General features: G+C 63.5%; 10 protein-coding genes. 1 reads left to right on the forward strand and 9 read right to left on the reverse strand.

What is annotated here, in order from left to right; genetic code table 11:
• Positions 1-204: 204 nt before the first annotated feature.
• The 4 genes from HU719_RS08805 to HU719_RS08820 form a co-directional block, all read right to left on the reverse strand.
• The gene (locus HU719_RS08805; protein ID WP_186537291.1) at positions 205-1,713 is read right to left on the reverse strand and encodes an MDR family MFS transporter; all 1,509 of its coding nucleotides are present in this window, start codon (positions 1,711-1,713) and stop codon (positions 205-207) included.
• Complete coding sequence (locus tag HU719_RS08810; protein WP_186537290.1) at positions 1,703-2,830, reverse strand: HlyD family secretion protein; 1,128 nt, start codon at positions 2,828-2,830, stop codon at positions 1,703-1,705. The genes HU719_RS08805 and HU719_RS08810 overlap by 11 nt, the downstream gene beginning before the upstream one ends.
• Positions 2,831-2,932: 102 nt before the next feature.
• On the reverse strand, positions 2,933-3,805 hold the full coding sequence (locus HU719_RS08815) for an alpha/beta fold hydrolase (RefSeq protein ID WP_186537289.1): 873 nt from the start codon (positions 3,803-3,805) through the stop codon (positions 2,933-2,935).
• Between the two features lie 18 nt (positions 3,806-3,823).
• Complete coding sequence (locus HU719_RS08820; protein WP_186537288.1) at positions 3,824-4,444, reverse strand: LysE family translocator; 621 nt, start codon at positions 4,442-4,444, stop codon at positions 3,824-3,826.
• A gap of 207 nt (positions 4,445-4,651) precedes the next feature.
• Between HU719_RS08820 and HU719_RS08825 the strand changes: the two genes are divergently transcribed.
• On the forward strand, positions 4,652-4,939 hold the full coding sequence (locus HU719_RS08825) for a hypothetical protein (RefSeq protein ID WP_186537287.1): 288 nt from the start codon (positions 4,652-4,654) through the stop codon (positions 4,937-4,939).
• A gap of 55 nt (positions 4,940-4,994) precedes the next feature.
• Here HU719_RS08825 and HU719_RS08830 read toward each other — a convergent pair whose 3' ends face one another.
• The 5 genes from HU719_RS08830 to HU719_RS08850 all read right to left on the reverse strand — a co-directional run bounded on the left by HU719_RS08830 (position 4,995) and on the right by HU719_RS08850 (position 12,426).
• A complete protein-coding gene (locus HU719_RS08830; protein ID WP_186520456.1) occupies positions 4,995-5,255 on the reverse strand; it encodes a DUF1652 domain-containing protein in 261 nt (86 codons plus the stop codon).
• Between the two features lie 491 nt (positions 5,256-5,746).
• Positions 5,747-6,634, reverse strand: coding sequence for a pirin family protein (locus tag HU719_RS08835; protein ID WP_186535127.1), 888 nt, complete (start codon positions 6,632-6,634; stop codon positions 5,747-5,749).
• Between the two features lie 173 nt (positions 6,635-6,807).
• Entirely contained in the window at positions 6,808-8,445 is a 1,638-nt protein-coding gene (gene pgm, locus HU719_RS08840; RefSeq protein ID WP_186535126.1) for a phosphoglucomutase (alpha-D-glucose-1,6-bisphosphate-dependent), read from the reverse strand.
• 79 nt (positions 8,446-8,524) lie between these two features.
• Positions 8,525-10,780, reverse strand: a complete 2,256-nt coding sequence (locus HU719_RS08845) for an ATP-dependent DNA helicase (RefSeq protein WP_186535125.1) — start codon at positions 10,778-10,780, stop codon at positions 8,525-8,527.
• Complete coding sequence (locus HU719_RS08850) at positions 10,777-12,426, reverse strand: VRR-NUC domain-containing protein (protein ID WP_186535124.1); 1,650 nt, start codon at positions 12,424-12,426, stop codon at positions 10,777-10,779. Before HU719_RS08850 ends, HU719_RS08845 begins: the two co-directional genes overlap by 4 nt.
• Positions 12,427-12,482: the final 56 nt, after the last annotated feature.

The raw sequence follows: 12,482 nt of genomic DNA on the forward strand, positions 1-12,482 counted from the left end.
GCGGGCTTGCCCCGCGATAGCGATAGCACTGCCAACATCGCATCGCGGGGCAAGCCCGCTCCCACGGTGCCCAGTTCTCGGCGCGGCAGCGCAGCCCGGAAGGGCTGGTGATCTCCCACAGGAATCTGAGCCAAACCTCAACATTGCCGTGGAGCGCGGTCCCTGTGGGAGCTTGCGATGAGGCCGGAACAGGTTTGCACAAAATTACCTGCTGCGCAGCAGCAACGCTGCCATTGCACACCCCAACAGCGCCAGGCATGACAGGTAAAAAGCATCCGAATAGGCCATCAAATATGCCTGCTCACGCACACTTCGGTCGATCAGCGCCAAGGTTTGCATAACCTCCGGCGACTGCGGGTCAACCATACCGCCCGGTAACCGCTGCTGCAGCGCGCCGTCGAATATCGTCAGCCCTTCGCCCACGCGCACCGAATGAAAGCGCTCACGCAGCGACACCAACTGGGTCAACAGCGCCGTCCCCAGCGCACCACCCAGGTTGCGCAGCATTGAGATCAGCGCCGAGGCCGACCCTGCCTGGGCCTTGTCCAGCCCCTTCACCGCCAGCACCGACAGCGCCACCATGATCAACGGCTGGCCAATGCCCCGCACGACTGTGGACGGGATGATCACATTGCTGCCCGCATCCGCCGTCAACTGCGCCCCCAGCCAACACCCCAACGCCATGATGGCAAAGCCGCTGGCCACCAGCACCTTGGCGTTCAGCCAGCGCATCAGGCGCGGCAACAGCGGTGCCAGCAGCAACTGCACCAGGCCATAGGCGATCAGGCTCTTGCCAATTTCGCTGGCACTATAGCCCTGCACTTGGGCCAGATAGTTGGGCACCAGAAACACCAGCCCGAAGGTCGCCGCACCGAATATCGCCATCGCCAGGCTGGCCACGCCGAAGTTGTAGCTGCCGAGCAGGCGCAGGTTGATGAAAGGCCGAGCGCCCCAAAGCTGGCGGTGGATGAAAAGCGCCAAGGCAACGGCTGCCAGCAGGCTTGCCGACACGATGAACCCCGAGTCGAACCAGTCCTTGCGCCCACCCTCCTCCAGCACGATCTGCAGCGCGCCCAACCCCAGCGCCATGGCTGCGATGCCTAGCCAGTCGGCACGGCGCAAGGCGCTGCGGTCGCCTGCCTGGCCCTTGATCGACCACGCCACCGCCGCCAGCAACGCCAGCCCCGGTGGCAGTTGTAACAGGAAGATCCAGCGCCACGAATACATGTCGGTCAACCAGCCGCCAATCGACGGCCCTGCTGCCTGCGCCACGCTGTTGGACAGGCTGAACAGGGCCATGCCCAACGCGATCCGGCTGGCCGGCAGTTCGGTAATGATCAACTGCATGGAAAGCGGGATTAGTACGGCACCAGCTGCACCTTGAATAACGCGCAAGGCAATCATCACCGACAGGCTCGGCGCCAATGCGCAACTGACCGAGCTGAGCAGAAACACCGCCGAGCCCACCAGCATTACCCGGCGCAGGGAAAACACCTGCACCAGCCAGGCCGTCAGTGGGATCATGCTGATCTCGGCCACCAGGTACGCGGTGGAAATCCACGAGCCCTCCTCGAAGCTTGCCCCCAGCGCCCCCTCGATCTCGGGCAAGGCGGCGCTGGTGACATGCACGTTCATGCCAGCCATGAAACAGCCAAACAACCCGCCAATCACGGCCACCCAGGCACGGGGTGAAACCTTCTCTTCAGTGCTCATGCCGGGTATCGACCGTGGCAATCACCGACATGCCCGGCAGCAGGCGCGGCGCGCCCACGGCGTTTGGCTGCAAACGAATCCGCACAGGGAAGCGCTGGACGATCTTGGTGAAGTTGCCCGTGGCATTGTCCGGTGGCAGCAGCGCAAATACCGCGCCCGAGCCCGGCGAAACACTGTCGACGGTACCCTGCCAATGCTCGCCGAAGGTGTCGACTTCCAGGCGCACGGGTTGGCCTGGCTGCAAGTGAGCCAGCTGGGTTTCCTTGAAGTTGGCCACCACATAGGCCTGCGCCACCGGCACCACGGCTAGCAATGGCAAGCCAGGCGTTACATATTGCTGTTGGCGGACCTTGCGCTGGCCCACCACGCCATCGAACGGCGCGCGGATTTCGGTATCGGCCAAGGCACTGCTGGCCAGCGCCACTTCAGCGCGGGCCTGGTCGAGGTCGGCCTGGCGCTGCGCAAGCTCAGCCTCAAGTTGCCGGCCACGCTGGGCCAGCACCTCTTTGTGTGCATGCTGGCGGGCAAGCTCGGCATCGGCGGCGCGCTGCAAGGCATTGGCCTGAATGCGCGTGGCCCGGGCCTGCTCCATGCGTTGCAGGCTGGTAGCCTGCCACTGCGCCAGGCGCTGGTAGCGCTGCCAATCGGCTTCGGCACGCTGCGCTTCACCACGGCTGCCGCCGCGCTCGGCATCGGCACGGGCAATGGCCTGCACCTGCTCGTTCTGCTCGGCAACGAAGGTGCGCAAACGCAGGCGCTGCACCTGCAGCGCGGCCTCACTGACGGCGAGGCGCGCCTGCGCCTTGCGCAGATGGTCGTGAAAGTCACGGGCATCGAGCCGAACCAGCAGATCGCCAGCCTTGACCGTAGCGTTGTCGGTAACCGTCACCTCAGCCACATAACCACTGACCCGTGCGCTGATCGGCGCCCAATCGGCGCGTACGTAGGCGTCGTCGGTTTGCTCCAGAAACCGCCCAGCCTGCCACCAGTAGATGCCATAGGCTGCCAGCACCACACTCAGCGAGCCGGCCAGCCCTAGGCGCAACACACGCTGGCGCCGGCGCGCGCGCAGTGCGCTTGAGTCGAGCTGAGGGTCAGGGCTGACCGCCTGGTTCATGATGCGCTCCATCCATTTGGGGGAGCGCCAGATTAAGGAATCTCCACGTGTCGTTCGCACGTGAATCGGTACAGGCTCGTCGCAAAATGGACAGTTGGGGTTTCAGCTTTGCAAAAAGCTCAGCACCTCTGTTGCCGCCGCTGCCGGGTCTTCCTGCATGAAGCAATGCCCGCCGGGCACCTGCTGCGCGCTCACGTGCGGGTTCAGGGCAGCCAGCCGTTTGGCCGAGTGGACCACATACGGGTAGGTGCGTTCGCCATACAGCAGCAGCGTTGGCGAAGTGATCTGCCCCAAATGTTGCCAGAGCCTTGTGGGGAAAGAGCTGAAGATATCCACTTCGCGGCTAGGCCGGCACTTGAGCACCACGCCCTCCCCGCAATCACCAATGGCGTGCTCGACGTAGGCATGCAGCGCGGTATCGGCCCAGCCCTTGAAAATGCCTCGCCCCTGCAACGAAGCAAGCGCCGCCATGCGGTCAGGCCAGTGACTGCGCCGGGTTGCAGCTTTGCGCGCAAGCGCGTGGCGACGTTGCAGCCCAACCATCGCCGCCGCCCCCAGCAAGCCGAGCATGCCCCGGCTGAACAGCACCGGGTCCAGCAGCACCGCGCGCTGGAACAGCTGTGGCTCGCGGGCCAGCATCAGGCCGGTGATCACCCCGCCAAAGCTGTGGCCTACGGCAACACAGGGCGCGTCGCCGTATTCGCCACGCCCGGAGGCAAATGCCTCCAGGGCAAGTTCGGCGGTACGGTTCCAACCGCAGAATTCCCCGCCGTGATCACTGTCGCCGTGGCCCTGAACGTCGCTCAACCAAAGGTCGAAGTGCTCGCTCAGGCGCAGTAGCAAGGGTTGATAGGCCAAACTGCAAAAGCCATTGCCGTGCAGGAAATGCAGCAGCGGCCGGCCGCTGGCCGCCGTGCGCCAGCCACGCAAGGTAAAGCCTTCGGCGCAGTCATGGGACCAGGGAATCAACTCCATCTGTTGCTCTCGTCGCGTCTAGGAAAACGACGATTCTACAAACAGCAGGGGGTACAGTGAAATCACCAGCAGCAAGGCCATTGCGACATTGAAGAGCAGCACCGCCCGCGGCTTGCGCAAAAGGTTGCGCAATGCGCTGCCAAACATCACCCAGATGCCGACACTGGGCAGGTTGACCAAGGTGAACAGCGCCGCAATGACAATCACGTTCACCACATAGCCCTGGGCCGGCGTGTAGGTCGTGATGGCGCCCACTGCCATGACCCACGCCTTGGGGTTCACCCACTGGAATGCCGCAGCGCCCCAGAAACCCAGTGGCTTGCGCTTGCCTGTGGTATCGCTGGACATCGGCCCGGAGGTTGCGATCTTCCAGGCCAGGTACAGCAGATACGCCGCACCGCCATAACGCAGCACGGTGTACAGCGGTGGCCACATCTTGAACACCTCGCCCAGCCCAAGCCCGACTGCCAACACCATCACGCCAAAGCCCAGGCTGATGCCCAGCGCGTGGGGCACGCTGCGACGCACGCCGAAGTTCACTCCCGATGCCAGCAGCATGGTGTTATTGGGGCCTGGGGTGATGGATGAAACAAAGGCGAACAGCACGAACGCGCTGAGCAGATCGAAGGAGGCAAGCATGGCGATGTTTCCAGATGATTCTAAGTTGTAGCCCCACAGTAACGGAGCGCAACATCAACTCACCAGTACAGTTGCCCGGTATTGCGCACGTACAGCTGACTGACACGATACCCAGATTTCATGGAATCAAATTGAACGCTTGGCGTCGCGCAGGTTTCAAACCTTTGATCCACGTCTGCAAACCCTCACCAGGAGCCCACGCCCGCTATGAAGATGCCTTGCCGCGCTCCCAACGCCCGCCTGCAACTGGACTATGTGCGCGACACCCTGTTCGGCCCTGTGGCGCTGAGCGTCGAATGCCAGGCTCAGCTTGCCCCGCTCAATCTGCAAGGCCGCCCTGCCTTGCAGGTGCATATCTGCCCGCCGCTGCCAGACAAAGTGGACCGCGCCCACAGCGTGGCGTTTATCTGGGATGGAAGGAGCTATCACGGGGTGGTACGTGACCGGGGTAAATGCGGGGATGGCGGGCTTAACCTGTTGGTAGAGTTGCAATAAATTGCCCTACGCATGCCCTGGCAGCTGCTGCTGCCAGGGCATGCGTAGCTTGAGCTTAGGCAATGGCCTTGAACGGCTGCGCGAGGCGTTCGCGCTGGCTCTTGAGCCTGGCAACCAGGCTGACGATATCGCGGCAACTGTTGAGTTTGGCCACCGAGATACCGGTGATGGTGAGACACTCTGCCAACGATTGCCCTTGGCCCAGGCGAATGGTCAGGTGTTGCCCATCGGTGCAACTGACCTCGCAGCGATCCGGCAGGCAGGCCTGCTCGATCATCTGGCGCATTTCAAGCATCGAAACTCCGATCAACGACATGGTACGACCCTCTCTGGTCCTGGATGGCCCGTTGTTGTGTGTGAAAAACCAGCCTCGGCGGGCGCTCCTTTGCCCGAGGCGTCGATGATGCACAAGATCCTCTAGCACCTTAGTGGAAGAACCCAGCATGGAGTCGACTGTTCGATCAGATGCACGGGGGGCCCGACAGGCGGTTGTGCGGCAGGTCATTCCGAGCGTAGGAGCAGGCCTTGCTCAACCGCAACATTGCTGGCTGGACCCAATCCTGCGGGAAATGATAGAGAGTTGTGGCGAGCGGGCTTGTCCCGCGTTGGGCTGCGCAGCAGCCCCTGGGGTTTTCAGGGCTGCTGCGCAGCCCAACGCGGGACAAGCCCGCTCGCCACAAGAAGTTATATCTGGCGAGAACAGGGTTGTACAAAAAACATAGAATCTCCCACAGGGTCCGGTGCAGGCCGCCACCTCCCGCGTCCAGCTGGGCGACAGGGCCGCCCAAAGCGCTCGACTAGACTGGATCAGTGCGCCGCCCCACGCTCACTGCCGCCCATTTGCCCAAAACGCCCGGCATGGAAATCATCGAATGATTCAGCAATCTCTGCCTGGCTGTTCATCACGAACGGCCCATACCCGGCGATGGGTTCATCGATCGGTTCACCACTGAGCAACAGCACGCTGGTGTCCTCAAGCGCCTCGATATGCACCTGGTCGCCATCACGCTCCAGCAGCACCAGGCTCGCAGGCCCTGCGTCGCGCTCGCCATTGACCCGTAGCTCGCCACGCATCACCACAAGCGCCGCATTGCGCCCGGCAACCAGCGGCAGTTGCAGCGAGGCCCCGGCGTTGAGCCGCAAGTCCCAGACATCCATTTCGGTGAAGGTCTGCGCAGGCCCCTGGTGGCCCTGATAGCGCCCGGCGATCACGCGCACGCTGCCCGCTTGATTTTCAAGCTCGACGTGGGGAATGTCGGCGGCCAGCAAGGTTTGATAGCCCGCAGCAGCGCGTTTGTCCTTGGCCGGCAGGTTGACCCACAACTGCACCATCTCCATCGGCCCGCCACTGCTGGCGAAGGCTGGCGAGTGGAACTCCTCGTGGATGATGCCGCCCGCTGCGGTCATCCACTGCACATCGCCAGGGCCGATCAGCCCGCCTGCCCCGGTCGAGTCGCGGTGCTCAAGCTCGCCTTGATAGACGATGGTCACCGTCTCGAAACCACGGTGCGGATGCTGGCCGACGCCACGGCGCTGTGTGGTGGGTGTGAAGTGATGGGGCCCGGCGTAATCGAGCAGCAGAAACGGACTGATGTGCCGAGCGAGGTTGTCGTAGGTGAACAGGCTGCGTACCGGGAAACCGTCACCGACCCAGTGGGCGTTGGGGTTCTGATAGATACCTTGGATGGTTTTCATGGACTGGCTCCTCTTGGCTGGCCATCACCTTACCGATGATGCCAATGTCGCGGTAGATGGCCAGAATGGCACTCATCGTTCTACTGCTGGAACAACCAGAAACGCTGCGGGGCAAGCCGCCCCCACCTTTTCAGGCAGGAGCGCGCTTGCCCCGCGATTGCTCAGGCTGCAGCTCAGGCGATGGCCGCGTCCACCAGCACTTGTGCTTCCTGGACCAACCGCGCCAAATGCGCTTCGTCGATGAAGCTTTCGGCGTAGATCTTGTAGATGTCCTCGGTACCCGATGGGCGCGCGGCGAACCAGCCGTTGGCGGTCATCACTTTCAAGCCACCAATTGCCTGGTTGTTGCCTGGCGCGTGGCTGAGGATCTGCTCGATCGGCTCACCGGCAAGCTCGGTGGACTTCACCTGTTCCGGTGCAAGCTTGCTCAGCAGCGCTTTCTGCCGCGCATCGGCCTTGGCCTCGACGCGAGTGGCGTAGGGTTTGCCCAGCTTGGCAGTCAGTTCGGCGTAGATCTGGCTCGGGGTACGGCCAGTGCGTGCGGTCATTTCTGCCGCCAGCAGCGCCGGGATCAGCCCGTCCTTGTCAGTGGCCCACACCGAGCCGTCCTTACGCAGGAACGACGCACCGGCGCTTTCCTCGCCACCAAAGCCAAGCGAGCCCTCGAACAGGCCCTGGGCGAAAAACTTGAAGCCAACCGGCACTTCATACAGCTCACGCCCCAGCGCAGCAGTAACTCGGTCAATCAGGCCGCTGGATACCACGGTTTTGCCAACCGCAGCGTCCGCGCGCCATTGCGGGCGATTGCGATACAGGTAATCGATAGCCACCGCCAGGTAGTTGTTCGGGGCCAGCAGGCCGTCCGCGGTAACGATGCCGTGGCGATCATGGTCAGGGTCACAGGCGAAGGCCACATCGAAGCGCTCGCGCAGGCCGATCAAGCCTTGCATGGCGTAAGGCGAGGATGGGTCCATGCGAATCTGGCCGTCCCAGTCGACGCACATGAAGCGGAAGGTCGGGTCTACTTCGCTGTTGACCACTTCCAGATTCAACTGGTAGCGCTCGGCGATGGCCGCCCAGTAGCGCACGCCGGCGCCCCCCAAAGGGTCAACGCCCAGGCGCAGGTTGGCGCTACGAATCACATCAAAATCAATGACATTTTCCAGGTCGTTAACGTAGTTGCTGACGTAGTCATGGCGTTGCGTGGTGGGGGCATCGAGCGCCTGCTGGTAGCCGATGCGTTTGACCCCGGCAAGGCCTGCGGCCAGCAGTTCGTTGGCCTTGGCCTCGACCCATTTGGTCACGTCGCTGTCGGCTGGGCCGCCATTGGGCGGGTTGTACTTGAAGCCACCGCTTTGCGGCGGGTTGTGCGAGGGAGTGATGACGATGCCATCGGCCAACCCACTGCTGCGGCCACGGTTATAGCAAAGGATGGCGTGGGAGACCGCTGGTGTTGGGGTGTACTCATCATCCTTGCTCAGCTTTACCTGCACGCCGTTGGCGGCAAGCACTTCCAGCGCGCTGGCAGCGGCTGGGGCCGACAACGCGTGGGTGTCGGCGCCGATGAACAGCGGGCCGTCGATGCCGTTCTGCTGGCGGTACAGGCAAATGGCCTGGGTGATCGCCAATACATGGTCTTCGTTGAAGCTCAGCTCGAACGAGGTGCCCCGGTGGCCGGAGGTGCCGAACGCCACGCGCTGGCTCGCCACGCCCGCGTCAGGGCGGCCGGTGTAGTAGGCGGTCAACAGGCGGGGAAGATCGACCAGCACACTGGCCGGAGCCGGCTTGCCTGCCAAAGGACTGAGCGTCATGCAGAACCTCGAAATCAACGAATGTTGGGGTTGGAACACGCAGTGTACTGGGAGTTTCAATGCCAGGCGATGGCTGCGTTCAGGCGCATTGCCACCAGCTTGGGAACATCTGCCGCACCCGCGGCTCTGCAAAGCGCTCATCGATCAGCAGCAGCACGCCACGGTCATCGTCGCCACGGATTACCCGGCCCGCAGCCTGGATCACTTTGCGCACGCCAGGGTACAGGTACGCGTAGTCGAAACCGGCACCGAACTGGCGGCCCAGGCGCTGCTTGAACTGTTCGTTGACCGGGTTGACCTGCGGCAGACCGAGGGTTGCGACAAAGGCGCCAATCAGCCGCGTGCCAGGCAAGTCCACCCCCTCCCCAAAGGCACCGCCAAGCACGGCGAAACCTACGCCGCAGCCGTCGGGGGCGAAGCGTGCGAGAAACGCCTCGCGGCTGGCCTCATCCATGCCCCGCTCCTGGCGCCACTGCGGCAACTGCGGGTGGTGTTCGGCCAACAGCTGCGCCACCTGCTCCAGGTATTCGAAGCTGCTGAAAAACGCCAGGTAGTTGCCCGGCTGCTGCTGATATTGGCGGGCGATCAGCTGGACGATTGGCAACAACGAGGCCTGGCGCTGCTGGTAGCGGGTGGAAACCTCGCTGACGATGCGCACCTGCAACTGCTCAGCGCGAAACGGTGCTGCGACCTCCAGCCAGGCAGTGTCAGCGGGCATGCCTAGCAAGTCGCTGTAGAAATGCCGTGGGTTCAGGGTTGCCGAAAACAGCGTGACACTGCGCGCCGCCGCCATGCGCGGGGCCAGCAAGCGCGCCGGCACCACGTTGCGCAGGCACAAGGTGGCCAAGCGCCGGCCACGGCTGGCACTGCGCTGGCTGATATCGAAGATGAAATGCTCGTCGAACAGTTCCGCCACGCGGCTGAACTGCAAGGCCTGGAAGAAGAACTCCAGCACCTTGGGCTCGACCTCAGCCGGTGCCTGGTTCATGCGTTCCTGAATCAGCCCGATGCATTGCTGCAGCGCCCGTAGAAAGGCCTCTGGCAGTTGCTCGCAGGCTTGATACGGCGCCACTTGCGCCTTGTACAGGGCGTTCCACTGGCGATTTAAACGGTCCAGTGCGCTGCCAAGCCCGGCAGGCTTGCTTTGGCGCAGGGCCAACAGTTGGGCTTGATCAAAGTTTGCGCTGTACATCTGCCGGCCGCGTTCGACCAGGTTGTGCGCCTCGTCCACCAGTACCGCTGTGCGCCACTGGTTTACCTGGGCCAGGCCAAACAGTAATGCATGGGTATCGAAGTAGTAGTTGTAGTCGGCCACCAGCAGGTCAACCCAGCGCGCCATCTCCTGCCCCAGGTAATACGGGCACACCTGGTGCGCCAACGCGACTTCGCGTAGCGCTGCGCGGTCCAGCACCAGCACCTGGGCGGCGGCCTCGCGGGCTGCGGGCAAGCGGTCGTAGAAGCCTTTGGCCAGCGGGCAGGATTCGCCATGGCAGGCGTTTTCAGGGTGCTCGCAGGCTTTGTCGCGGGCGATCAGCTCAAGGGTGCGCAGCGCAGGTTGCGGGCAGGCGCCAGTCAGCTTGCGCAGGGAATCCAGCGCAAGCGCGCGGCCTGGGGTTTTAGCAGTCAGAAAAAACAGTTTGTCGAGCTGTTGCGGCACCATCGCCTTGAGCAGCGGGAACAAGGTGCCGAGGGTCTTGCCAATGCCGGTACTGGCCTGGGCCATCAGGCAGCGCCCAGTGCTTACCGCCTTGTAGAGGGTTTCGGCCAATTGCCGTTGGCCTTGGCGGAACTCGGGGTATGGGAAGCGCAGTGCTTGCAGGCCGAGATTGCGCTCGGCCAAGCGCTGTTCCTGTGCCTGGGCCCAGGCCAGAAAGCGCTCGCACTGCAGTTCGAAAAACAGCTGCAGCTCAGCGGCGCTATGGTGCTCACTGATCACCGTCTGCGCATCACTGTCGACATCCAGGTACACCAGCGCCACCTCGATGTGCTCAAGCTGGCGGGTTTGGCACAGCAGCCAGGCATAGACCTTGGCCTGGGCCCAATGCAGCTGGCGATGGTTGGCAGGTTGGCGGGCCAGGTCGCCACGGTGGGTCTTTATCTCTTCGAGGCGGTTGCAGGCTGGATCGTAGCCGTCGGCCCGGCCGCGCACCCGCAGGCTTTGATAGTGCCCCTCCAGCGCGACTTCGGCCTCGTAGCCGGCGGCACGTCGCGCCACCACCCGGCGATGGCCGGCGATGCCTTCCTGTGCGGTGGGCGACGGGGTAAAGCGCAGGTCGAGGTCGCCGACCTTGGCGCTGAACTCGCACAGCGCGCGCACCGCAACGGTATAGCTCAAGCCGCCGCCTGCCAGCGCACATGGCAAACCGCCACGGGCAACCCATGCTGCTGGCAGAACTCCAGCCAACGCAGTTGGTTGTCCTGCAGGCGGTCGCCAGGCCCTTTGACCTCGACCATGCGGTAGCGGCCTTCACCCGGCCAGAATTGAATCAGGTCGGGCATGCCAGCGCGGTTGTTGCGTATATCCTGCAGCAGCCGTTCGAAACAGGCTTTAAGGTGCGCCGCCGGCAGGCAATCCAGGGCGTGGTCGAGCAACTGGTCTTCGAGCATCTGCCAGAACACGAAGGGCGATTGCAGGCCCTGCTTGGCGCCCCGGCAGGCGCGGATGGCGTCGCGGTAGCTGCCGTCGTCCAGGCGCGCGAAACACTGTGCGAACAAATCGGCACGGCGCTGCTGAAAGTCGGCGTCATACAGATCTTGAGGCCCGGCCTGAAAAGGGTGGAAGAACGCGCCCGGCAGGGGCGCGAAGATCGCCTCCCAGCACAGCAGGCCAAACAGGCTGTTGAACAGCGTGTTTTCAACATAATGTGCGGCGCCGCCCTGCCCTTGCAGGTGCACGCGCACCGCCTCCTCTACGCCTAACGCAGCCAGCTCGGCCGGTAACTGCAACTCGATCACCTCGACCGCTGCGTTACGCCGGCGGGGCCGTGGCGGCCCGCCGAGTTTGCGCGCCAGGCGCGGCAACATGCGCTCCAATGCCTGGCGTTCCAAGGGGTTGGCCGGCGCGCCAGCCATGCTTTGCGCCAGGGCATGGGCTTGGGGCCACTGCTCACTGCGTTCGAATACCCGCACCTGGCGGATACGCGCCTCAGGGTGGTCGCATGCGCTGTAGATGCTCAGTGCCAACGCCCAGTCGGCCCGCCGTTCGCAATGCTGACCGAGGGCAAACAGCACCCGTGAGCGGCGCCGGGCCAGCCACGGGTTTTGGCTGTCCAGGCCCTCCAGCAAGGCCAGCAGCGTCGCGGGTGGCTCGCCCTGCTCCAGGCGCTCGGCGCACTGGTGCAGGGCCATGGCAAGGTCCACCTCGGCGCGAGCACGCAACGCCCGTGAGCTATCACTGAAGGCCACCTGCTCGTAGCGCCAGACACCCAGGTCGGCCAGCACGAACTCGTGCCAGTCCTGATACAGGTTGCCGAAAAAAAGTAGCCGTAGCCGATCACACAGGGGCTGCAAGCGCCATTGCACGATCTGCACCTTGAAGCCTGGAAACCACTCGGCCAAAGGGCGAGGAGCAAGCGCCAGGGCCTGCAACTGCTCAAGCAGCTCGGCCTTGCCGGCCCGAGGCCGCTGCAACCGACCGGCAAAACAGCTGACCAGCTCGTCCTTGCGCAGCAACGCCCACAGTTGCTCGACCGACAGCGGCGCCTGTGCGTCGACCCAGCCCAATGCCAACAATGGTGCCAACGCTACATGCACATCGCCAACCTCGGCGTAGTCGAGCTTGTCGCTGCGAAACAGCTCGCCCTTGCGCATGACCATCCGCACCAACAGGGCCTGCGAAGGCGCCGGCAGCGTGGCGAAAGTATGCATGAACGCCTGCTCCGTGGCATCGAGCAGGTCGGCATAGCGTTGCTCGACCCAGCCCAGCACCTGGCGGAAGTTGTGCAGGTAATACAGCGGGTCGTCGACGGAATGGGCGATCACAGGGCAAAGTCGGGCAAGGAAACGGGTACTGTTTATACATACAGATACCCGCCCAG

Source organism: Pseudomonas farsensis, assembly GCF_014268805.2.
GTDB classification, from domain to species: Bacteria; Pseudomonadota; Gammaproteobacteria; order Pseudomonadales; family Pseudomonadaceae; genus Aquipseudomonas; species Aquipseudomonas farsensis.